Source organism: Planktothrix sp. PLAVEN19ND (genome assembly GCF_057220675.1).
Window position 1 is genome coordinate 264,380 of sequence record NZ_CM170132.1, and the last position, 22,825, is coordinate 287,204.

Annotated in this window: 19 protein-coding genes; 10 read left to right on the forward strand and 9 right to left on the reverse strand. The window is 42.0% G+C overall.

What is annotated here, in order from left to right; genetic code table 11:
- The first annotated feature begins 39 nt into the window (after positions 1-39).
- Positions 40-2,136: a M3 family metallopeptidase gene (locus AC2D3N_RS01185; RefSeq protein WP_484692539.1), complete on the forward strand. Its 2,097-nt coding sequence runs from the start codon at positions 40-42 to the stop codon at positions 2,134-2,136.
- 103 nt (positions 2,137-2,239) lie between these two features.
- Here the strand turns inward: AC2D3N_RS01185 and AC2D3N_RS01190 are convergent, their stop codons facing one another.
- Positions 2,240-4,318 carry a hypothetical protein gene (locus tag AC2D3N_RS01190; protein ID WP_484692540.1) on the reverse strand — a complete coding sequence of 693 codons (2,079 nt, stop codon included), beginning with the start codon at positions 4,316-4,318 and terminating at the stop codon, positions 2,240-2,242.
- A gap of 762 nt (positions 4,319-5,080) precedes the next feature.
- Between AC2D3N_RS01190 and AC2D3N_RS01195 the strand changes: the two genes are divergently transcribed.
- Positions 5,081-7,669 (forward strand): ATP-binding protein, encoded by a 2,589-nt coding sequence (locus AC2D3N_RS01195; protein ID WP_079679873.1) that lies wholly within the window; start codon positions 5,081-5,083, stop codon positions 7,667-7,669.
- Between the two features lie 11 nt (positions 7,670-7,680).
- Complete coding sequence (locus AC2D3N_RS01200; RefSeq protein ID WP_079679872.1) at positions 7,681-7,965, forward strand: DUF7734 family protein; 285 nt, start codon at positions 7,681-7,683, stop codon at positions 7,963-7,965.
- A gap of 446 nt (positions 7,966-8,411) precedes the next feature.
- Here AC2D3N_RS01200 and atpC read toward each other — a convergent pair whose 3' ends face one another.
- The 3 genes from atpC to AC2D3N_RS01215 all read right to left on the reverse strand — a co-directional run bounded on the left by atpC (position 8,412) and on the right by AC2D3N_RS01215 (position 11,890).
- Positions 8,412-8,825, reverse strand: coding sequence for an ATP synthase F1 subunit epsilon (atpC, locus tag AC2D3N_RS01205; protein WP_079679870.1), 414 nt, complete (start codon positions 8,823-8,825; stop codon positions 8,412-8,414).
- A gap of 105 nt (positions 8,826-8,930) precedes the next feature.
- Positions 8,931-10,379, reverse strand: a complete 1,449-nt coding sequence (atpD, locus tag AC2D3N_RS01210; protein WP_079679869.1) for a F0F1 ATP synthase subunit beta — start codon at positions 10,377-10,379, stop codon at positions 8,931-8,933.
- 125 nt (positions 10,380-10,504) lie between these two features.
- On the reverse strand, positions 10,505-11,890 hold the full coding sequence (locus AC2D3N_RS01215; protein ID WP_484692541.1) for a UDP-N-acetylmuramoyl-tripeptide--D-alanyl-D-alanine ligase: 1,386 nt from the start codon (positions 11,888-11,890) through the stop codon (positions 10,505-10,507).
- A 487-nt stretch (positions 11,891-12,377) separates the two neighbouring features.
- On the opposite strand from AC2D3N_RS01215, the gene AC2D3N_RS01220 reads away from it, so the two are divergent.
- From AC2D3N_RS01220 to minE, 6 genes are all read left to right on the forward strand, one after another.
- Entirely contained in the window at positions 12,378-13,670 is a 1,293-nt protein-coding gene (locus AC2D3N_RS01220; RefSeq protein WP_079679867.1) for a hypothetical protein, read from the forward strand.
- A gap of 142 nt (positions 13,671-13,812) precedes the next feature.
- On the forward strand, positions 13,813-14,436 hold the full coding sequence (locus AC2D3N_RS01225; RefSeq protein ID WP_484692542.1) for a Uma2 family endonuclease: 624 nt from the start codon (positions 13,813-13,815) through the stop codon (positions 14,434-14,436).
- Positions 14,437-14,616: 180 nt separating this feature from the next.
- The gene (locus AC2D3N_RS01230; RefSeq protein ID WP_484692543.1) at positions 14,617-16,029 is read left to right on the forward strand and encodes a GTP-binding protein; all 1,413 of its coding nucleotides are present in this window, start codon (positions 14,617-14,619) and stop codon (positions 16,027-16,029) included.
- Positions 16,030-16,245: 216 nt separating this feature from the next.
- On the forward strand, positions 16,246-17,079 hold the full coding sequence (gene minC, locus AC2D3N_RS01235; RefSeq protein WP_484692544.1) for a septum site-determining protein MinC: 834 nt from the start codon (positions 16,246-16,248) through the stop codon (positions 17,077-17,079).
- Between the two features lie 86 nt (positions 17,080-17,165).
- Complete coding sequence (gene minD / locus AC2D3N_RS01240; protein WP_484692545.1) at positions 17,166-17,972, forward strand: septum site-determining protein MinD; 807 nt, start codon at positions 17,166-17,168, stop codon at positions 17,970-17,972.
- A gap of 57 nt (positions 17,973-18,029) precedes the next feature.
- Positions 18,030-18,476, forward strand: coding sequence for a cell division topological specificity factor MinE (gene minE / locus AC2D3N_RS01245; RefSeq protein WP_484692546.1), 447 nt, complete (start codon positions 18,030-18,032; stop codon positions 18,474-18,476).
- Between the two features lie 63 nt (positions 18,477-18,539).
- Here the strand turns inward: minE and AC2D3N_RS01250 are convergent, their stop codons facing one another.
- The 5 genes from AC2D3N_RS01250 to rpe all read right to left on the reverse strand — a co-directional run bounded on the left by AC2D3N_RS01250 (position 18,540) and on the right by rpe (position 22,292).
- Complete coding sequence (locus tag AC2D3N_RS01250; RefSeq protein WP_484692547.1) at positions 18,540-18,980, reverse strand: GNAT family N-acetyltransferase; 441 nt, start codon at positions 18,978-18,980, stop codon at positions 18,540-18,542.
- Positions 18,981-19,096: 116 nt separating this feature from the next.
- The gene (gene map, locus AC2D3N_RS01255) at positions 19,097-19,933 is read right to left on the reverse strand and encodes a type I methionyl aminopeptidase (RefSeq protein ID WP_484692548.1); all 837 of its coding nucleotides are present in this window, start codon (positions 19,931-19,933) and stop codon (positions 19,097-19,099) included.
- Positions 19,934-20,002: 69 nt separating this feature from the next.
- Positions 20,003-20,443, reverse strand: a complete 441-nt coding sequence (locus tag AC2D3N_RS01260; RefSeq protein WP_079679859.1) for a GNAT family N-acetyltransferase — start codon at positions 20,441-20,443, stop codon at positions 20,003-20,005.
- Between the two features lie 69 nt (positions 20,444-20,512).
- Entirely contained in the window at positions 20,513-21,304 is a 792-nt protein-coding gene (locus AC2D3N_RS01265; protein WP_079679858.1) for a peptidoglycan-binding domain-containing protein, read from the reverse strand.
- A 286-nt stretch (positions 21,305-21,590) separates the two neighbouring features.
- Entirely contained in the window at positions 21,591-22,292 is a 702-nt protein-coding gene (gene rpe, locus AC2D3N_RS01270; protein WP_083620943.1) for a ribulose-phosphate 3-epimerase, read from the reverse strand.
- A 125-nt stretch (positions 22,293-22,417) separates the two neighbouring features.
- Between rpe and AC2D3N_RS01275 the strand changes: the two genes are divergently transcribed.
- Positions 22,418-22,792, forward strand: a complete 375-nt coding sequence (locus tag AC2D3N_RS01275) for a hypothetical protein (protein ID WP_079679856.1) — start codon at positions 22,418-22,420, stop codon at positions 22,790-22,792.
- Positions 22,793-22,825: the final 33 nt, after the last annotated feature.

Genomic DNA, 22,825 nt, shown 5'->3' on the forward strand with positions numbered 1-22,825 from the left:
ATAAGATGTCTTACCCCCTAAATTGAAAACAATAGAAGTATGAGTTCCACGATCACAGAAAACCCCCTATTAATTGGTCAGGGATTACCCCCTTTTCCACAGATTACACCCGATCAGGTTGTCCCTGGGATCACGCAACTGTTAACAGAATTAGAACAGGATCTAACTCAGTTAGAAACTAATGTCAAACCCACTTGGAAGGATTTAGTTGAACCCTTAGAAAAACTACAGGAACGGTTAACCTGGAGTTGGGGAATTGTCGGTCATTTAATGGGAGTTAAAAATAGTCCTGAATTGAGAACAGCCCATGCAACGGTTCAGCCTAATATTGTTCAATTTATCAATAAACTCAATCAAAGTAAAGCAATTTATCAGGCTTTTAAACAATTAAGAAATAGCGATGAATGGGATAATTTAGATTCGGCTCAACAACGAATTGTGAATACGGCTTTACGAGATGCTGAATTATCTGGAGTTGGATTAGAAGGAGAAGATCGCGATCGCTTTAATGCCATTCAGTTAGAATTAGCCGAGCTTTCAACTAAGTTTTCTAATCACGTTTTAGATGCGACAAAAGCCTTTAGTTTAACCTTAACAACACCGGAAGAAATTGCCGGATTACCCCCAAGTTTACTCAGTTTAGCTGCTCAAGCTGCCCGTTCATCGGGGTCGGAAAATGCCACCGCCGAAAACGGCCCCTGGCAGATTACTTTAGATTTACCCAGTTTTAGCCCCTTCTTAAAATACAGTCAGAGGAGAGACCTGCGAGAACAAGTTTATCGCGGTTATATTAGTCGGGCATCGAGTGGGGAATGGAATAATTTTCCCTTAATTGAACGGATTTTAGAACTCAAAAAACAGAAAGCCAATATTCTCGGTTTCAATAGTTTTGCCGAACTGAGTTTAAAGAGCAAAATGGCTCCCAATGTGGAAGCCGTAGAAGCCTTATTAGAAGAATTACGCCTTGTCAGTTATCAAGCAACTCAACAGGAATTTGAAGATTTAAAAGCCTTTGCGCGGTCAAAAGGAGCCACAGAAGCCGAGAATTTACAACATTGGGATATTAGTTTTTGGTCAGAGCGACAACGGGAAGAAAAATTTGCCTTTACCGATGAAGAATTACGGCCTTATTTTGCCTTACCCCAAGTCCTAGATGGGTTATTTGGATTAGTTCAACGTATCTTTGGAATTATAATTACTCCCGCCGATGGTCAAGCTCCCATTTGGCATCCAGAAGTGCGCTATTTTCAAGTGGCTAATTCAAGCGGAAATCCCATCGCATTTTTCTATTTAGATGCCTATAGTCGCCCCGCAGAAAAACGGGGAGGGGCATGGATGGATGACTGTATTAACCGGGCTAAATTCGTCGAAAATGGCGAAACTAAAGTCCGATTACCTGTGGCTTATTTACAATGTAATCAAACGCCCCCGGTGGATGATAAACCCAGTTTAATGACCTTTGGAGAGGTAGAAACCTTATTTCATGAATTTGGTCACGGCCTGCAACATATGTTAACCATCGTTGACTATCCTGGAGCGGCGGGAATTAATAACGTGGAATGGGATGCGGTGGAATTGCCTAGCCAATTTATGGAAAATTGGTGTTATGACCAAGCCACATTATTTGGCATGGCAAAACATTATCAAACCGGAGAAACTTTACCCGAACATTATTATCAAAAGTTATTAGCGGCTAAAACCTACATGAGCGGGACAGCCATGTTAAGACAGCTACATTTTGCCTTTGTGGATATCGAATTACATCACCGTTATCAACCCGGAGGAAATGAAACCGTTAATGATGTTCGTAACCGGATTGCCGAGAATACTATGGTTTTAAAACCAATAGTTGAAGATGCGTTTTTATGCGCCTTTGGTCATATTTTTGCCGGGGGTTATGCGGCTGGATATTATAGTTATAAATGGGCAGAAGTATTAAGTGCTGATGCCTTTGCCGCCTTTGAAGAAGCCGGATTAGATAATGAAAATGCGGTGTCTGAAACTGGGCAACGCTTCCGAGATACGGTATTAGCCCTAGGGGGAAGTTTGCATCCCATGGAAGTATTTAAAGCCTTCCGAGGACGGGAACCGAGTACAAAACCTTTATTAATTCATAGTGGTTTAGTTGCGGCTTAATTATTAGGTTGGATTCGCCTACGAGTAGAGACCGACCATGATCGGTCTCTACTCCAAGAATAAATTAGGATCGGGTGCATTATTTCCACCACTAGGGGCAGGTTCAGCCGGGGCGGGTTTCTGGTGCGGGTTCAGCCGGGGCGGGTGCAATCTCCTGAGCCGGAGATGCTGCGGGTTCGGAATAGCTAGGTTGTGAATAACTAGGTGGTTCGGAATAACTAGGTTCGGAATAGCTAGGTTCGGAATTGTTAGAATAGCCCGAATCATTTGAATAGCTGGGTTCGGAATAGCTGGGTTCGGAATTGTTAGAATAACCCGAATCATTCGAGTAGGAATCTTGATACGCGGGACGAGCGGGTTCTGTGGGGGCTTGTTGTACCGCAAGCGCCGCATCTCTTTCGGCTGCCCAACCTGCCACCGCCCCTTGAGCTTCAGAATATAATGCCCGACCATAGCGAATTTGAGCAGCTTCGGCGATCGCCCCACTCAGATTTCCCTTTTTCGCTAAATTATAAGCTCGATCCAAAATTGGCCGATCTTCGGCGGTTTGAACTGTAGCCACCCAACCGGAAACTTTATCCTGTGCCTGCTTATACAACGCTCGACGGCTGCCAATTTTGGAGGCTTTGTCAATCGCCGCACTGAGGTTACCTGCCTTGGCTAAGGCTAAAGCTTCATTCAGGACAGGTTGATCCTCAATAATCTCAATCCGTTTGTTCCATTCAGCAATTAAGGTTTGAGCCTCCACCCGCAAGGGACTCCCCAAAGCCACCTGAAGGGCTTGTTGTATCGCCAGGGAATATCCTTGCGGGGTTTCCGTCTGGGCTAACCGTTGTGCTAAAGCCAGATAGGGTCGATCCTCAAGACGCTGAATTTCCTTACGCCAATGGGCGACTAAGGTTTGAGCATGAACCCGCCGAGGCTGTTGGGGGGTAATCATCTGAGCTTGATCAATCGCCAGTTGTAAGGCAAAAGGATGCTGAATAGTTGCCACCGCCGTCGCCAACTGTAAATTGATCAGATCCTGGATTTGTCCTGAGACTTCTTTAGAGGTGACTTTGGCTTCCTCATAGGGAAGGGACTGATTGCCCATTTGATCGAGGGTTGCTTGTCCTTCCCACAGAATCGCCATTTGTTGCCAAATGGGTTTGCTACTAGCTTGATTCCAACTGAGGGCTTTCACTTGGGCCATTAAAATTAAATTTTGTGCTTCCGAATATAAAGGGGAATAGTTAGGAACTAAACCCGCAATTTTTGTCAGACCGTCTATATTTTTTTCCTTTAATTGTTTAGCGGCTAAATCGAGTAAAGATCGACTCCAATTTTTAATTTCTTTAATTGCACCCGCTTGAATATAAAGTTTTTTATCAATTTGATTAGCTAAGGCGATCGCTTCCGCTAACTTTTCCGGGGTGTTGTCTTTAGCCAACTCCCGGGCTTCATTCAGTCGTTGATTCCCTTGACGCTCTAAGCTCAAACGATCCATGATTTCATCAAACCGTTTTTCACTCCAATGACTATTATTTAACTTAGATAAAGCCTGGGCATATTCAAAGGCTTTACTCCAATCTAATGCCTTCATTGCTGCTTGGGCTTTGTCATAAATTTTTTGCCCTTGATCCCAATTATTTTTCCATCCCTCAATGGCAACGGCAACCGACTCATAGGCGGGGGTATTTTTCGGGACAATATTAACAATGGCTAAGGCATCTTCTAAATTTCCCGTTTCAATCTTCTGCTCTGCAATGGTAATTAAAGCCTGTGACCACTCTTTCATTTTTTGCTGGGCGAGTCCCTGGAGGGGATGGTCAGCCGGCCAACTAGCAACCAGGGCAAAGGCTTGACGTAAGGGTTCAATTTTGCCCGACTTTGTGGCAATATCGGCACAATACAAATGTTCGCTATCGGGAGATAGGGACGAAATATCCTCACAGTTTGGGACGGGTGGCATCGTCAATAACCACAACAACGCCCCTGTCCCCATCGTCCCAAACCCCAGTAAGACAATCAGCCACAGAAACGGCCATCCCCAAAACCAAGCCGGAAGTTTCAACGGGATTTTTTTCTGGGTCTTGGTGTTTTCCTCTACCGGGGTTTCTAAAGCATTTTCCGATAGGGTGGGACTCGAAACTTCCTCGTTGGGTTCCGATGGAGAGACATGGGTTTTGTCAAACTGTGGCATTGTCATGAATTCGCCTTATTCGGTACGATCTTTCAAAGTTGCCTTATTGACACCCTCACCGCCCTAAAAGTGCGACGATTCCTAAACCTCAAGATTTAGGTTTGGTGCTTCTTTGCAACTGCCTCCACATTCTAATTTGACACTCCCTTTGCCTAAAGGCGTGGGGATTCTTGGTTCAGCGAAACCACTTAATCTAAAGTACCTTTGGGTGCTCTGACCAGAGGTGGGATTCTCCCCAAGCGTAAATTCGGGTATGCCCTACCCTATTCGCAGTGAGCCTGTTGAACTGCTGCGAGTTCTTTTTTAACTTGAAACAAATTTGTTTCAAAAAACTGGTTGTTTAGCTCCCATGAATCTTTTACCCACTGCTGGGGAGAGCTAGAACTTTGCAGTAGAACCCTATAGATTCCAACTGTCAAGGTGAGCGCGTTTTGCCGTTAGGCGACTAGGTTTTTAGACAGGTTTTTTACCTTTCGGTGTTATGGGAAATAGTAGCACCATCAGATGCCAATAGACAACCCACCAATATAAAGCCGTCCTAGAAGCCGTGTACTGAGCCTGCCGAAGTGGAACCCATTTTCTTGATAAAGCCTAACTACGAAGTTAAGGATTTTAGACCCAATTTTTCGATCATGGTGGGAAGCGTTGATATATCCCTGAGTAGTTGTCGTGCTGGTGTTCAAAACTCTGTTTGCCCTAGAGTAGCTTAGACTAAGAATATATATCCCCTAAATACCCATCTTTATATTATCAGTGGTGACAATGATCACAACTCCATGCAATCCGATTCTTTCAATTCCTCTGGTTATCCTATCGATTCCGATTTCAATTGAAAGTGTTATACCAGACGTTTTCAATATCCTATTTAATGGGTCTAGTTTTATTCCCCATGGTCATTGTTTTCTGTGGAAACCCGGACTGGTATGGATGCACGTTAGTTCCGATCTGATGATTGCTTTAGCCTATCTTTCGATTTCCATTACATTGGTTTATTTTGTTCATAAATCCCGTCGAGAAATTCCTTTTCATTGGATGTTTTTAGCCTTTGGAACCTTTATTATTGCCTGTGGAATTACTCATGTTATGGAGGTCTGGACACTCTGGAATCCGATGTATTGGTTATCAGGGATGATTAAAGTGATTACGGCTTTTGTTTCTGTCGTTACTGCTTTAGCATTACCTCCTTTAGTTCCCCAAGCCCTAGGCTTAATTGAAACGGCTCATCTGTCAGAAAAACGTCATCAAAATTTAGAGGTTGCTAATCAAAAATTAGAAAGTATTTACGGTCAACTCAAGGAATTAGACCACCTAAAAACTCAGTTTTTTGCCAATATGAGTCATGAACTGAGGACTCCTTTAACCTTGATTCTGGGGCCAACGGAACAACTATTAAGCTCACCAGAAATTACTCCAAAACATCATAAAGATCTTAAAATTATTGAACAAAATGCTCGCTTATTACTGAAACAAGTTAATGATTTATTAGATGTTTCAAAATTAGCAGAAGGTCAAATGCAGCTTCACTATAGTTCGGTGGATGTTGCTCAGTTAGTGCGAGTAATGGCAGCAAATTTTGAGGGTTTAGCACAGCAAAAAAATATAGAATTTGTTGTGAATACACCCGATGAGATTTTAGTAGAAATAGACGGAGAAAAAATAGAAAGAGTTTTATTGAATTTACTTTCAAATGCCTTTAAATTTACACCCCAAGGCGGTAGAATTTATTGCGGTTTATCCCTGTCTGAGAAAAATAATTCTCCTTGGGCAATTTTACAGGTTCAAGATACTGGATTTGGTATTCCTCCTGAACTGAGACAGGCAATTTTTGAACGGTTTCGTCAAGTTGATACGGGTTTGAGTCGGCAATTTGGGGGGACGGGATTAGGATTAGCCATTGTTAAGGAATTTGTGGAGCTTCAAGGAGGGAATGTTACCGTTGAGGAAGCACCCCAGGGAGGTGCATTGTTTATCGTGGAGTTTCCCTTAAAAACAACCTCTGAAACGGTAGATGAATCTTTGATTTTTACTCCGAATATAGATAATAACAAGAAGGTTCAACCTTGGTTAGATGAACTCAAAACTTTGGGATCTGATCCACCCCTATCAATGTTTTCCCAACCGGAAAAACCTTTGGTATTAGTGGTAGAAGATAATCCAACCATGAGTCATTTTGTCTGTACAACTTTAGCCTCGGACTATAACACCGCAATTGCGACGAATGGAGAGGAAGGTTTATATCAAGCACTCGCCCTCCATCCCGATTTAATTATTAGTGATATTATGATGCCGGGCATGAGTGGGGATGAAATGGTGCAGAAAGTTCGCACTTATCCAGAATTGAATATTACTCCCATTGTGATCTTAACTGCTAAAACAGATGATGAATCTCGGGTACAATTGTTACGAGAAGGGGCGCAAGATTATTTGATGAAACCCTTTTCTGTGGAAGAATTACGGGCAAGGGTGAGTAATTGGATTATTATTAAACGGACAAGAGATTTATTGCAGCAGGAATTAACCACTCAAAGTGTTGATTTAGAAACCTTAGCCCAGGAATTAGCATTAAGAAAACGAGAATTACAACTAGCTTTAACCGGACTGCAACAACAAACGGAAGAATTAGCTAAAGCTAATCAGTTAAAAAATGAATTTTTAGCTATTGTTTCCCATGAATTAAGAACGCCTTTAAATGTTATTTTGGGTTGGTTATATCTCTTGCGTACCCGTTCTTTAACCCCGGAACGTTCCCAAATCGCTTTAGAAACCATGGAACGTAATGCTAAAGCTTTGACGAAATTAATTGAAGATTTATTAGATATTTCTAATTTATTACAAGGGAAAACTAAGATTAATTTGAGTTCAGTTAATTTACGGTCGGTGATTCAATCGGTTTTACAAATGTTTGAACCTTTGGCAATAACTAAAGGAATTGAACTACAAATAAAAATAGATGAATCTGTTGATAGTGTGGCTGGAGATCCAGAACGAGTACAACAAATTATAGAGCATCTTTTGGATAATGCAATTAAATTTACACCCCCAGGAGGAGCGGTAACCATCAGTTTAACTGCTAATTCAACTCAAGCTTGTATTCAAGTTCAGGATACGGGTCAAGGGATTCTCCAGGATTCCTTATCATCTATTTTTGAATCTTTTCGACAAGCAGATAGTTCCATCACTCGACAACATGGAGGATTAGGGTTAGGATTAGCGATTGTCAAACAGTTAGTGACATTGCAGCAAGGAACGGTTAAAGCTGAAAGTGAAGGGGAGGGAAAAGGAGCTACTTTTACTATTAATTTTCCCTTGCAAAAATTTTCCTATTTAGCCTCGTTTAATTCAAGTCATTAGGAACTTTAATCATGAATCGCTTAGAACAATATACCACTAAACGTCCTCAAGAAGTTTTAATTGTTAAAATTGAAATCGATGGCGAATTCGATGAAATTGCCATTTTTAAAGGATTTTCTAGTTCCTTAATGCGTCCCACAGCTTTTGATCCTGATATTCCTGTTATTCCTAATACGGCCAAAATCCTGGAAATTGATCGTCTATTAAGTCCTTACAATCCCACCGAACCCCATTATATTCAACAGGGATTAACCTGGGAAATGATGCAGGAATTATTAACAGAATTGGGACTATAAAATGTTAGAAGTTGCCGGAAGAACAGAGGCGGGAATGTTAAGACCTGAAGATATTGATAATTTTCCCTAAGATTTATGACATCGATTGAATGTAGGGGCGGGTTCGCCGGGATTTTTGTGAATAATAATTAACCTAAATAAACCCGCCCAACCCCTGAATGTAGGGGCGGGTTCGCCGGGATTTTTGTGAATAATAATTAACCTAAATAAACCCGCCCAACCCCATAATAGAAATCAATATAAACCCGGTTTTATTAACGTTAAATTTTGGTGGGGTGGAGCGGGTTTATCAAGATTATTTGTCAGATTTGAAAGATTTTGTCGAACCCGCCCCTACGGGTTTTATTTCAATAATTGGCATACCTGGCACGGCTCAGAAACCGGGTTTCTTAATTGAGCTTTCTGTTAGTAGCAAAGGTTAAGGTAGAAACCCGGTTTCTTGTTTGTCACTCGACGCTACCACCAGCCGCTTGTAACCGCGCTCTGGCTCTTTTAATTGCTTTTGTCGCTTTAATTTTGGCTTTTTTAGAATCACCAGTTTCAGCCGCTTCTAAATCAGCTTGAGCCTTGGTGTAGGCAGTACGGGCTGCTTCTAAATCAATAGTATCACCCCGTTCTGCACCATTCACCAAGATGGTGACTTCATTGGCTTCCACTTCAGCAAACCCACCCATCAAGGCAATGGGAGTCCATTTGTTTTTCGACCGAACCCGCAGAACCCCGGTATCTAAGGCGGTTAGCAGGGGAGCGTGACCCGTCAGAATACCCACTTGACCCGTTGTACTCGGAAGAATCACCTCATCAGCATTTTCATCCCAGACCGTCCGATCCGGGGCGATTACACGCACAGTTAATGTCATTTGTCAAGAGTTAATAAAATATTATCGAGATCAAAAAATGATTGTTGTTGGGCCGTTGTTGGGCTTTAGCCCTCCCAATCCTAGCCCAACAACAGTCGGTCAACCTTAGCCTTTGAGTTTTTCGGCTTTAGCAATCACTTGGTCAATGTCGCCCACCATGTAGAAAGCTTGTTCGGGCAGGTCATCGAGTTCCCCAGCCAGAATCATATTGAAGCCTTTGATGGTTTTTTCCAGGGTGACATACTGACCGGGAGAACCTGTGAACACTTCCGCCACGAAGAAGGGTTGAGACAGGAACTTCTCAATTTTCCGAGCGCGAGCCACGGTCATCCGATCTTCTTCCGACAGTTCATCTAACCCTAAAATGGCGATGATGTCTTGCAGTTCTTTATAGCGTTGCAGGGTGGATTGCACAGCCCGGGCGGTGTTATAGTGTTCGCTACCGACAATCGACGGCTGTAACATCGTCGAGGTGGAATCCAGGGGATCAACCGCCGGATAGATTCCTTTAGAAGCCAAACCCCGGGATAATACGGTGGTGGCGTCTAAGTGAGCAAAGGTGGTAGCTGGAGCGGGGTCAGTTAAGTCATCCGCAGGCACATACACCGCTTGAATTGAAGTAATAGAGCCTTCTTTGGTAGAAGTGATCCGCTCTTGCAGTTCACCCATTTCCGTTCCCAGAGTGGGCTGATATCCCACCGCCGAGGGCATCCGACCTAACAGAGCCGATACTTCAGAACCCGCTTGCACAAACCGGAAGATATTATCAATAAACAGGAGCACGTCTTGTTTGCTGATATCGCGGAAATATTCAGCCATGGTTAGAGCCGACAGACCCACCCGCATTCTAGCTCCGGGGGGTTCGTTCATCTGGCCATAAACCAGAGCCACTTTCGATTGGGTCAAGTCTTTGGTATTGATCACCCCAGACTCGATCATTTCATTGTAAAGATCGTTCCCTTCCCGGGTACGTTCGCCCACACCGCCGAACACGGACACTCCCCCGTGCGCCTTAGCGATGTTGTTAATCAGTTCCATAATAATAACGGTTTTGCCGACTCCGGCTCCACCGAACAGACCAATTTTGCCACCCCGACGATAGGGAGCTAACAGGTCTACCACTTTAATCCCCGTTTCAAACACGGAGGGTTTTGTTTCTAACTGAGTAAAAGCTGGGGCGGGACGGTGAATGGAAGATGTTTCCTGGGTTTGCACCGGGCCTAAATTATCGACGGTTTCACCGATAACGTTAAAAATCCGTCCTAGGGTTGCTGGGCCAACGGGAACACTAATCGGAGCGCCCGTATCAACAACTTCCATTCCCCGGACTAAACCATCGGTGGTACTCATGGATACGGAACGGATTTGACCATCCCCTAGAAGTTGTTGGACTTCGCAAACAATAGAAATATCTTGACCAACTTCGTTTTTGCCACTAATTTTGAGGGCATTGTAGATTTCCGGCAGGTGACCACTGGGAAATTTGATATCTACAACCGGGCCAATGATTTGAGTGACGTGGCCTACATTTGTTTTTTCTGCGGTGCTGACCATGGGTTTGCTTATGGGTTAATACAAGTTGATTCCGATTTGTCTCGGAAAGCTTTAGAAGAATTTAATATTGCCATCTTTCAGGGTATCACTCAAGCGTGATCACTGATCATGACTGCCCTTTGATTCTATTGAAAATCCGATCCTAATAATTCTACAACCCGATTCAGTTGCACCGAATGGGAAGCTTTAAATAAAATCCGATCCCCGGGCTGAATTAAGGCTTTCAACTGTTGTGCCATTTGGTGGTGAGCATCGGCGGTTTGACTATCTACAATGGCGACTAAGGGTATGCCCCCTGCCCCTTTTGCTAAGGCATTGGCTTCTTCAAACTCTGCCAAAATCAATAATCCGTCCAAATTCAGTTCCCGTACCTTGCGCCCCACTTGTTCATGGAATTCGAGCGATCGCGCCCCTAACTCTTTCATCGTCCCTAATACCGCAATATGGCGTTTTCCTGGAGTTTGAGCTAGTAACCGCAAAGCCGCCAACATTGATTCCAACCCGGCATTATAGGTTTCATCTAAAATCACAATATCTTCTGGCCATTCATAGCGTTTCGCCCGGCCATCGGGTAACTGTACTGCTATTGGTTGCTGAAGGAATGTATAGGAGGTTTGCGACCCATAAATTCCACGGAATACGGCTAATGCAGCCAGGAAATTAGAGGCGTTATGTTCTCCGGGTAGGGGTAAGGGTAAATCTACTCCTTCGACTCGTAGGGTTTGGGTGTCTATTAATTCTCCTCGCAGATCTCCCCCTGCTAACCCATAGGTGATGGTATTTCCCGACCAAACTTTAGCGGCGGTCTTGATCAAACGTTCTTGATCCTGATTTAATACCGCCAAACTGGTTTTCGGCATTTCCGCTAAGAGTTCACATTTGGCCCGAGCGATCGCATCTTCTGACCCCAACAGTCCAATATGAGCCGTCCCCACATTAGTAATTACCCCAATTGTGGGTTGCGCAATTTGGGTTAATTCGGCAATTTGTCCGGCTCCCCGCATGGCCATTTCGATGACCGCAAAATCATGATCAGCCGTGAGTTGTAATAGGGTTTTAGGAACCCCAATTTCATTGTTATAGTTGGCTTGGGTTTTTAAGACTTTACCTTGAGTTCCAAGTACGGCGGCGATTAATTCTTTGGTTGTGGTTTTCCCCACCGACCCAGTAACCCCGATAATCGGAATCTGAAATTGATCCCGCCACCATCGGGCAATCTGTTGATAGGCTTTTAAGGGGTTAGGAACGGGGAAAAGGGGTAAATCCGGGTGATTTTGGGCAAAATCCGTGGTGACAATTGCGGCGATCGCCCCTTGGTTAATCGCCTGTTCCACAAAGTTATGGCCATCAAAGTGTTCCCCCTGTAGCGCCAAAAACACCTCTCCAGGTTTAATGCTGCGGGTATCGGTGGTGATCCCGATCACGGTTGTAGAATCCGTGGAATCACTGTAAAATGGTGAATTAATCGCTAGAATCTGAGCAATCTGACCGAGAGTGATGAGATTAGACATTCTCTGAAACTCTTGAAAATTGATTATTATTGATTACCCAGATATGATATTCTAAAATATCACGGGTTTTGTGGCGGTTTTTATTGAGATTGATTGCGATTTCAGCCCTAGTTGTTGAAAATAGCATAACAAGCACAGAAAATATATTATTAGTTGCAACTATTCCCCCTAATAGTTCTTTTATAAATCTGTTAAACTGAATAGCGGTGTTAGTCTTTGATCTCGGGTCAGGATAACCGAGATATTCTAGGAAGTATCTGCCCAGAATATCAAGGGTTCAACTTCTTTTTAAAAACTTTTTTTGCATAGTTTTTAATCTAAGTTCTATCATCTGTAATCCGATGTAATCCGACCCAATATTCCTGTCTCTACACTGCTATTTTAGGGTTGATTTTAAAATTTAATCAGGGTCAAAATCATAGATTTATAGTGATCAGAAAACCTAACCAGACAATCACACTCAAATTGAGTAGATGGGTAATCAAAAATGAACAACAATCTAGCCAATCCTTTTAACCGAGCCACCCTCAAAGAAGAACAAATTCTCTATGATCATTTGCTCGAAAAGGTAGAAATAGAGGAGCCTAAGCAACTGATCGAAAGGCTGAATGTATTATTTATTGAAGGAACGGAATATCCAGATTTAGAGGTTTCTAAAGCCTTAAATAAATTAGTGGTATCAAAATTAGAGGTTCAGGACTTTAATCATATCCTGAATCGCTGTTTTTATATTTTAGTGAATCGCTGGCATACTTCTCCCCAACGGAAAACAGCAATTAATAAATTAATTCAACTTTTTGATGAATCTATTCCTAAAATTCGCAAAGTTTATTCCTATGCTCGAAATATTCGTCAGTTGGGAGATTTAGTTTATGAATTTACCAAAAGTGAGCAGTATCTCGCCTTAAAACGATTTGCAGAAGTCATTAACCAGCCGGCTGAATTAGATTATAAAACCCAATCTTCCGAACCATTGAGAGTTTTAATTCCTCGCTATCCCTATCTTTATAAACATTGTTTACTCAGTGATGATAGTTCCTATGAACATCAACAAATGATTCAACTAATTCAAGTTCAGAAACAACGGAAATATGAACTGGATTTATCCCAGTATGCAGCCCATCAAATGCGACTCGCCACCATCGCCCGACGGACATCCCTAGAAGAAGCCAGAAAAATTGTTTCTCCCGTTCCTAATCCCACTTTTTTAAATAATAGAGAACTGTTTGCAGCCTTGAAACAATTTGTGGGCAAAATAGAAGGGACACAAACCTATAAAGATTTAGCTCAAAATTTTTTATCCCACACTCAAACCAATCAATCTTTTCGAGAATTTAAAGACAGTTTATATGAATATATCAGCCCAACATCTATTGATTCATCCTATATCCGTAATCAATTCAATGATAAATTATACAAACAGTTACAGAATACCATTCCCCATAGTGATGATGAAAATTTTAATGAATTTCTCCTCCTGAGAACTTGTAACCAAATATTAAACTTTCTGGTGGTTGAAAGTTCCCAAAAACCCAATCATTTTGTCTTTATCGATTTGATTGCCAACGTGGGGCCAACCATGACCGTAGGTTTATTACTCAAAATAGTTTTAATTTGTCGAAAAGTCAAACCCTACCTAGAAAAACGATTCGCCATTTTATTTAATCATTACGAGTCCTGTTCTCAAGATGGAGTTCTCTGGTTAGTAAAAGTCTTAGAAAACTTAAATATTGCTTTAAGTACCAACTTTGGCGGGGTTGATTTGTCTTTCATCAGATAAACTTGAAAAAATTAAAATGGTCAATAAGAATGGAGAACAGTTTCATCAGCAGAGGTAAAATCTTCTGACAGCAAAATTTTTTTATTGACCCAATAACTGACTTTTTTGCCACAATAAGAACAGATACTTTCTTGAAAGACCGATGACTTCAGCCCAAACCGAACCCAAAATCTACAGCTTTGATGAATTTATCAACTGGTATCCCGAAAACTCAGAAGTTCGTTATGAACTGCATGAAGGAGTAATTATTGAAATGCCCAAACCCAGGGGAAAACATTCAAATCTAACAGGTTCCCTGATGGAACAATTATTAATTATAATTAGGCAGATGGGCAAAGGTGGTATATGGACTATTCCTAGAGAATCGATTATCAAACCCAAGCGTGGACAATCTGGTTATGAACCGGATATTATTGTTTTAAATCAAGAAGTTTTAGGGTCTGAACCTCGATGGGAAAGCGAATCAATTATCGAAAATTATGATTCAGTGAAATTAATTGTCGAAGTGGTTTCAACGAATTGGCGTGATGATTATTATAATAAATTTCGAGATTATGAAGAAATGGGAATTGAAGAATATTGGATTCTGGATTACGCAGCATTGGGGCCGAGAAAGCTTATTGGTAGACCCAAGCAACCTACATTGTTTGTGTGTAATTTAGAGGATGGGGAATATCAGATGAATCCATTTAGAGAGAACACAACCCTTATTTCCCAGACTTTTCCCCTGTTCAACTTATCCGCACAGCAGATTTTCAATTTGTAGAAGGGTTGAAACAAAATTGGGATATATTCTCAACCCATAAAACCAATTTAGAATTGATTTTTATTTAACTCCCATTACCCATTACCCATTACCCATTACCCATTACCCATTACCCATTACCCATTACCTATTACCCATTCCCCATTCCCCATTCCCCATTCCCCATTAAACGAGGTTTTTATGACTTTAGATGACGAACTTAATACAACTCTACTGAGTTTCACCGACCTACAAGCGGAATTAAATTTACGTCATGCCCAAGACGCCCTACGGGAGATTGTAGACCATCTTGACTTAACTCCCACAGAAAGAGAAGGTTTAGAACCCGATATTGGGGGGTTGCAAAGAATGATGGATAAATTAGACCGTACCTGTGTACAAATTGCCGTATTTGGAATGGTAGGACGGGGAAAATCTTCGGTTTTAAATGCGTTATTAGGTCAAGAAGTATTTATCACTGGCCCAATTCATGGGGTCACCCAAACTACTCAAATTCAGCCATGGGAAATGACCGATAACCAGACATCTAATATTCCTACGGTTTCCTATAAAATTTCTCAAATTGAACTGATTGATACCCCAGGAATTGACGAAGTAGATGGGGAAACCAGGGAACAAATTGCTCGTCAGGTGGCGCAACAAGTGGATTTATTATTATTTGTCATCGCCGGGGATATTACCCAAGTTGAATATGATGCCCTTTCGCAATTACGAGAAGCGGGAAAACCAATGTTATTAGTCTTTAATAAAATTGATCAATATCCCGAAGCGGATCGACAGGCAATTTATGAAAAAATTAGAGATGAAAGAGTTAAAGAATTGTTATCTCCCGATGAAATTGTGATGGCGGCGGCTTCTCCTTTAGTCGCTAAAGCTATTCGTCGCCCCGATGGAACTTTAAGTGCCGAAATTACCCGAGGAGAACCTCAAATTGAGGAATTAAAGTTAAAAATTTTAGAGATTTTGGATCAGGAAGGGAAATCATTAGTCGCCTTAAATACCATGTTATATGCCGGGGATGTGAATGAAAAATTAGTCCGGCGAAAAATGGAAATTCGAGGATCTAGTGCTAACCGAATAATTTGGAATGGGGTGATGACTAAATCAATTGCGATCGCCTTAAACCCCATGATGATGATTGATTTATTAAGCGGAGCAATGATCGATGTAGCGTTAATTTTAACCCTATCTAAATTATATGGAATTTCCATGACTCAACAGGGGGCGGTGGAATTATTACAAAAAATTGCCTTAAGTATGGGAGGAATTACCGCCAGTGAATTAGTAGCAAATTTTGGTTTAAGTTCTTTAAAAAGTCTATTAGGATTAACCGCTCCAGCAACCGGAGGATTATCATTAATTCCCTATCTATCTGTTGCTATTCCCCAAGCTGCGATCGCCGGGGTTTCTGGTTATGCTATTGGACAGGTGACAAAAGCTTATTTAGCCAATGGTGCATCCTGGGGAGAAGAAGGGCCAAAAGCGGTGGTTCAACATATTTTAGAAACCTTAGATGAAACTTCAATTCTCAACCGAATTAAACAGGAATTATGGAAGAAAATTAATGTTCAAAAAAGAATTGGGGAAATTTAATTCTGTTGGAAATTCAAATTATATATTTTAGCATTCACCCCAGTAGAGACGTTGCCTGTAAGGTTTCTACTGGGGGGTTAGGGATTGTCCTTAATCGCTTACAATAATTACAGGATTACGCAGATTAACCCTGCCCTCGACTTGATTGGGGGACAGATTAAAATCCGTGAAATCCATGAAATCCTCTTAAATCCGTGATCCCTATTCCCTTCTAATATGTCTTTAGATACCCCAACATCTGAACCAATAATAACTGAATCTGAATCTCCTGTAATTTCACCTGAGATTGATCCTAATTTACAAGTTCGGTTCAAAACTGAAGCGGGACGGTTATTGTTATTTTTACCTCCAGAAAACAACCGTGAAGATACCGAGACTAATGCTAACCTTAATAATACCTGGACAGAACTCTGGCAACAGTTAAAACATCGCCTGAACGGGGGTGAACACGCAGAACAAGATTATACGGAAGTTTATCTAATGGCGGAAAATAGGTTATTAGATGGGCGTCAACTCCAAGATATTGCTGAGGCATTAACGGAAGTCCAACTCCAACTCAAACGGGTTAAAACCAGCCGTCGCCAAACCGCAGTAGCAGCAGCTATGGCGGGTTATAGCGTCGATCAGGATATAGAGCGAGAAACCCTGGCTCAACCCCTGCCAGAGACAGCTACAGCCCCCTTAGCAGAGCCCTTATATTTGAAAATGACCGTGCGTTCTGGGGTAGATATTCGTCATCCAGGGACGATTGTAATTGTCGGGGATGTGAACCCGGGGAGTTCGGTGATTGCCGATGGGGATATTATTATTTGGGGACGGTTACGGGGAAATGCCCATGCCGGGGCAAAAGGCAACCGCAATAGTTCAATTATGGCTTTGCAAATGGAACCTAAGTTAATTCGGATTGCGGATCAAGTGGCGCGCGGCCCAGAAACCTCCCCCGAACAGTTTTACCCAGAAGTGGCTTATGTTAATAGCACCGGAATTCGGATTAGTCCCGCGAAGGAAGTGGCCAAGGCTAGAGTATTGACCCTGGATATAAATGGGTAATGGGTGATGGGTGATGCGCCAAGTGTCAATAAAATAGGTTATTCTGAACACCGGATCGATTATTGCTGAATACAAATTTTTAAAATATGAGTCGTGTTATTGTGATTACCTCTGGAAAAGGAGGGGTGGGAAAAACTACTTGTACCGCTAATCTGGGTATGAGTTTGGCAAAACGGGGCCACAGTGTTGTCGTAATTGATGCGGATTTTGGTCTGAGAAATTTAGACTTACTTTTGGGTTTAGAAAATCGGATTGTTTACACGGCAATGGAGGTTTTATCGGGAGAATGTCGCCTGGAACAAGCTTTAGTTAAAGATAAACGAGAATCCCGTTTAGTTTTATTACCCGCGGCTCAAAACCGGATGAAAGAGGCTGTTACCCCCGATCAAATGAAGCAATTAGTGGCGATGTTAGAGGGGAAATATGACTATATTATTATTGATTGTCCGGCGGGCATTGAACAGGGATTTCAAAATGCGATCGCCCCTGCTAAAGAAGCAATTATTGTCACTACTCCCGAAGTTTCAGCCGTTAGAGATGCGGATCGGGTGATTGGTTTATTAGAGGCAAATTCGGTGAAAAAAATTCGGTTATTAATTAATCGGATTAAGCCCTTAATGGTGGAAGCCAACGATATGATGTCGGTACAGGATGTGGAAGAAATTTTAGCAATTCCTTTAATTGGGGTGGTTCCCGATGATGAAAATGTGATTGTTTCTACCAATAAAGGAGAACCTTTGGTGTTATCAGAAACCCCATCCCAAGCAGCCCAAGCGTTCACGAATGTGGTGCGTAGAATTGAAGGAGAAAAAGTAGCGTTCCTTGACCTTAACCCCCGTCCAGAAGGTTTTTTTGCCAAACTGCGTCGTTTTCTATCCCCTAAAGTTGGCTAAAAATATATCTTGAAATTGTTGATCTGGTGGCTTTTTGTATTCATCCTGTAAACCCCAATGAAAATTAATGAACTCATAGAAAGACTTTTTCCTCGAAATAATCAAACCAGTCGAGAGGAGGCTAAACGACGCCTGAAGTTGGTATTAGCCCATGACCGGGCTGATCTATCGGCGGAAATGGTCGAAGCCATGCGTAAGGAAATCATGGAAGTGGTATCTCGTTATGTAGAAATAGATACCGATGATTCGGAATTTAACTTAGAAAGTGATAACCGAGCTACCGCATTAGTGGCTAATTTATTGATTCGTCGGGTTAAACAACGGGGATTAGTCATGGCTGAATCTTCTCCCCCGGAGGTGGAAGTTGAATCTCCTAAAGATGAGAAAACCGAGGAAGCCCCACCGTCCCCAACCCCAACCCCCAAACCCAAACCACCAACTTCAGTTAAATCCGAGTTACAATCCCCCCCCACCCAACCGGAGAAAAGCCCAGAGAACCCATAGAAAGATATTGTAGGGGTTTGGTCTCCAAACCCTCCTCTGATTTGGGTTAATTTACGACTTTTCCTATTGCCTATTTCCTAAATATTTAATCATTTTAATATGGGCAATTCCAGCTTCTTGAAAAGGTTCTCCTATTGTTTCAAATCCTAATTTTAAATAGAGATTTTTAATATAAACTTGAGCATTAACAATCACTATTTTAATCGAAGTTTGAGCGATCGCTTCTAGGGCACATTCCATTAATTGTTGACCAATGCCCATTCCCCTAGCGGTCGCCAGAACAGCTAACCGTTCGATTTTAGCTTTTTCTGGGTCTAAATAGCGGATACGCAGGGTTCCAATCGGATAATCATCTAAATAGGCTAATAAATGTTGGGCTGATTCATCCTTCCCATCAAATTCTAATTCAGGATCAACTCCTTGTTCAAGTTCAAAAACTTGATGTCGAATTGCTTTAATTTCTGTTAAATGTTCAGAATAGTTAACTGTTTGAATGCGAATCATTGGGGGAATTAAGAATTACGAATTACGAATGGGTAGGGGCGGGTTCTTTTATATCTTTGTTAATCGCCTAAATCTTGATGAACCCGCCCCTACGATTGATAACTGATTATTATTCCTTAACCTATTATAGAACGATCTGTTAAAATTTCGTAGCCGGTTTCTGTGACTAAAACCGTATGTTCAAATTGAGCAGATAAGGCATTATCAATGGTTACGGCTGTCCATTTATCCGATAAAATTTTTGTAAATCGAGAACCCGCATTCAGAATCGGTTCAATAGCTAAAGTCATTCCCGCCTTCAATTTAACATTAGGTAAAGAATGGGTACGGGCATTAAAAACCGAGGGTTCTTCGTGTAGATTTCTTCCCACTCCATGACCTGTAAATTCTTCTACAATTTTATAACCATTGGCTTCTGTATAGTCTTGAACCGCTCCCGCAATATCGAGTAAATAAGCTCCCGCTTTGACCTGTTCAATGCCTTTATATAAGGCTTCTTCAGCCACTTTAATTAATTTTTTTGCCTCTGGAGAAACTTCACCCACCCCAATAGTAATACAAGAATCTCCATGAAATTCTTGATAATAAGCACCCGTATCGACTTTTAAAACATCTCCGGTACGAATGACTTTTCTACGATTAGGAATGCCATGAACAACTTCATTATTAATAGAAGCACAAATAGAAGCCGGAAATCCATGATATCCCTTAAAACTTGGGGTTGCTCCCATTTCCCGAATCCGTTTTTCTGCATAAGCATCCAAATCCGCCGTGGTCATCCCTGGTTCAACCCGTTCGGAAATTTCTTTTAATACCGTTGCCACAATTTTTGCGGCTTGTCGCATAGTTTCTATTTCTTGAGGTGATTTAATATAGATTCCTCTGCCACTTTTTTTAACTTGAGGGGAATTAGTTTGAGTTGGTTTAGATAGAAAATCAGCAAGAATATTCATCGTGTTCGGAGTTAAGTGTGTTCAGACAAAATACCTTTAATAAATTACCCTAAAATCTCAAGTTTTGGGTTACAGTTCCAGAATAAAACTCCAACCATGCTGTTTAAACCCTAAAGACTCATAGAATTGATGGGCGTTAGTCCGTTTTAAATTAGACGACAGCATGGCTTTATAGCATCCCGCCTCCCGGCTGAGTTTGAGAGCTTCGTGCATCATGGCTTTACCTATTCCTTGGTTTCTGTAACCAGAAGTGACAATCACGGCATCAATAACCGCAGATTTGCTGTGATGCAAAATCATCGGAATAAATAATAAGCTAAATGTACCCACTGGTTCACCGTTCAGCCATGCAATATAAATATTGTAGTTGGGAACTTGCTGAATTTGCTCAAAAATTTGTTCAACCTCCGATAGAGACAGAGGAGATTCTCCATCTATTTCTGTATATAATTGGTTTAATAAACCTAAATCGCTAGATGTTACCCGTTTAATTTCTAATGATAATGCCATGATTCCCCTCAATATTCAAAGAGAGAAAAAGAGACGCGCCTTTGCACGTCTCTAGGGGTGGGAATGATTTTAGTTCGTGAACCCGTCTAAATTGAAGACTTTTTCTTCAGAACTACTTCCTAAATCTGTGTTTTCGTTCTCATTCAAATTAGGATTTTCTTCTGTTAAACGAGCGGGGGTTTCGGGAAGCAACGATTCACTATTCAAAGCTGTCCAAGTTGTTTGATTAACTTGATTACTGCTTTCTAAGCCTTGGGCAATTTGAAATTCATGCAGCGCCGCCAGGGTGCGAGAACCCAAAATCCCATCAACCGGGCCGGGACGATAGCCTTTAGCCATTAAACGTTCCTGTAATACACGAACATCCGTTCCCCGGGAACCTCTGGATAAAACACCCTCCTGATTAACCGGAACTGAACTAGCCACTTGGGGCTCCGCCGATAGAGCTTGCCAGGTATCGCGGTCTACAACACCCGTCACTTCTAATCCCTTAGCCTGCTGAAACGCCTGCACCGATGCCGTTGTCCGTGGGCCAAAAACACTATCAATTTTACCCGGGGTGAACCCATGGGCTTTTAACCGTTGTTGTAACCCCGTGACTTGGGAGCCTTGAGTGCCTTGGGATAATACCCGTTCCCGATGGCGAGGGGGCTGAGGTTCAGATTGATAAAAGGGTTCAGAAAACAGTTCCCGTTTAGCCGTTTCTGTGTCTGTAACGCTGGAGTTTACCCCGGAATTACCGTTTTCCTGCCAGGATTCTGTGATTCCTGAACCAGAATTCGATGTTGCGAAAGCAACGGGAACAAATACAGGAAGAACTAAAGAAAACAAGCCAGCAATAATAGCAGTTTTAATCCCCATGGCTTTTACCCTATTTTTATAAAGTTTAACTTTACTAAATTCAAGTTTCTGAATTGAATCTTAGCATCAGGAGGCGATGAAGAAAAGAGTAAGTTGTTAAATTTTTACATAAAATTAACCCTCTCGATCATCAAGGGGGGTAATAATATAGAAAAATCCGATCAAATTCAGATTAATGAAATCCAATTATAGATGCTACAGATTATCCCTCTACCCACGGTGTAGAGACGTTGCATGCAACGTCTCTACACTGGGGAATCTGTAGCAAACATTTCATGATGGAATATTAGACCGTTGCTAACTCAGGGCTAGGACGTTTACTATGGCGAATTCCTTCAATAGCTTTAGCATAATCAGGGGCATTGAACACCGCCGAACCCGCCACAATAGCGTTAGCCCCGGCTTCCAAGACTTGCCAAGTATTATCGACTTTCAGACCGCCATCGACTTCAATCCAGGGATTTAAACCTCGTTCGTCGCACATTTGACGGAGGGCGCGAATTTTCGGCACCATTCCGGGGATAAATTTCTGACCGCCAAAACCGGGGTTAACACTCATGATTAACACCAAGTCACAAAGTTCTAAGACATATTCAATTAATTCTAAGGGAGTAGAAGGATTCAGAACCACACCCGCTTGTTTACCCAGTTCTCGAATTTGACCCAGGGTTCGGTGTAAGTGTGGAGAAGCGTTGTGTTCGGCGTGAACCGAAATAATATCAGCGCCAGCTTTGGCAAAACCTTCGACATATTTTTCCGGTTCCACAATCATTAAGTGGACATCCAGGGGTTTTTTCGTTACCGGACGAATAGCTTCCACAATTAATGGCCCAATGGTAATATTGGGAACGAAGCGACCATCCATCACATCAACATGAATCCAATCGGCGCCAGCTTCATCCACCGCCCGAATTTCTTCACCAAGACGACTAAAATCTGCTGATAATATGGAGGGGGAAATAACAATCGGTTTCTGGGTTGCGGTCATGGGGTAATCTGTTCTCCTGCATCTCAAGTTGTCACCATTGTATCAGAATCGGGGTATTGGGTTTGCTGGTTTTAGATGTTGAGAAAATATTTTCTGTTTTCGGTGCTTACTTTATTTTCTATTTTATGAAAACCAATCCCCTGTATGAGAATCCTGAACATGAACGGTTGCAGTTATTTGTTTATCTAATTCCCATATTGGGTTTCTTCCCGGCATTGTGGACACTATATCGACGGTCAGGAACAAAACAACAACAAGCCGTCAGTCGATTAGTGATTGTGTTAGCGTTCAGTTGGTTAACAGCACTGATATTGTTAGAAACTGGAGCTTATAGTGCGGAATCGATCACCCTGCCGATGTTATTAACCAGTAGTCTATTGACAAGCAGTTATTTTATTGTCAGCTTAGGCTTAATGATTAAAGTCTGGAAACGTCAACCGCTATGGCTTCCTGGAATTAGCCGCCTAGCTGAACAAGTATTAGGCAAACATCTGCCATAATAGGTTGGTTCTAAAACAATCCCCGATTTCGCC

Excerpts from the sequence above, each read along its gene's own strand:
- AC2D3N_RS01185 (WP_484692539.1), top strand. The coding sequence starts at position 40 with ATGAGTTCCACGATCACAGAAAACCCCCTATTAATTGGTCAGGGATTA.
- AC2D3N_RS01190 (WP_484692540.1), bottom strand. The coding sequence starts at position 4,318 with ATGCCACAGTTTGACAAAACCCATGTCTCTCCATCGGAACCCAACGAG.
- AC2D3N_RS01195 (WP_079679873.1), top strand. The coding sequence starts at position 5,081 with ATGATCACAACTCCATGCAATCCGATTCTTTCAATTCCTCTGGTTATC.
- AC2D3N_RS01200 (WP_079679872.1), top strand. The coding sequence starts at position 7,681 with ATGAATCGCTTAGAACAATATACCACTAAACGTCCTCAAGAAGTTTTA.
- atpC (WP_079679870.1), bottom strand. The coding sequence starts at position 8,825 with ATGACATTAACTGTGCGTGTAATCGCCCCGGATCGGACGGTCTGGGAT.
- atpD (WP_079679869.1), bottom strand. The coding sequence starts at position 10,379 with ATGGTCAGCACCGCAGAAAAAACAAATGTAGGCCACGTCACTCAAATC.
- AC2D3N_RS01215 (WP_484692541.1), bottom strand. The coding sequence starts at position 11,890 with ATGTCTAATCTCATCACTCTCGGTCAGATTGCTCAGATTCTAGCGATT.
- AC2D3N_RS01220 (WP_079679867.1), top strand. The coding sequence starts at position 12,378 with ATGAACAACAATCTAGCCAATCCTTTTAACCGAGCCACCCTCAAAGAA.
- AC2D3N_RS01225 (WP_484692542.1), top strand. The coding sequence starts at position 13,813 with ATGACTTCAGCCCAAACCGAACCCAAAATCTACAGCTTTGATGAATTT.
- AC2D3N_RS01230 (WP_484692543.1), top strand. The coding sequence starts at position 14,617 with ATGACTTTAGATGACGAACTTAATACAACTCTACTGAGTTTCACCGAC.
- minC (WP_484692544.1), top strand. The coding sequence starts at position 16,246 with ATGTCTTTAGATACCCCAACATCTGAACCAATAATAACTGAATCTGAA.
- minD (WP_484692545.1), top strand. The coding sequence starts at position 17,166 with ATGAGTCGTGTTATTGTGATTACCTCTGGAAAAGGAGGGGTGGGAAAA.
- minE (WP_484692546.1), top strand. The coding sequence starts at position 18,030 with ATGAAAATTAATGAACTCATAGAAAGACTTTTTCCTCGAAATAATCAA.
- AC2D3N_RS01250 (WP_484692547.1), bottom strand. The coding sequence starts at position 18,980 with ATGATTCGCATTCAAACAGTTAACTATTCTGAACATTTAACAGAAATT.
- map (WP_484692548.1), bottom strand. The coding sequence starts at position 19,933 with ATGAATATTCTTGCTGATTTTCTATCTAAACCAACTCAAACTAATTCC.
- AC2D3N_RS01260 (WP_079679859.1), bottom strand. The coding sequence starts at position 20,443 with ATGGCATTATCATTAGAAATTAAACGGGTAACATCTAGCGATTTAGGT.
- AC2D3N_RS01265 (WP_079679858.1), bottom strand. The coding sequence starts at position 21,304 with ATGGGGATTAAAACTGCTATTATTGCTGGCTTGTTTTCTTTAGTTCTT.
- rpe (WP_083620943.1), bottom strand. The coding sequence starts at position 22,292 with ATGACCGCAACCCAGAAACCGATTGTTATTTCCCCCTCCATATTATCA.
- AC2D3N_RS01275 (WP_079679856.1), top strand. The coding sequence starts at position 22,418 with ATGAAAACCAATCCCCTGTATGAGAATCCTGAACATGAACGGTTGCAG.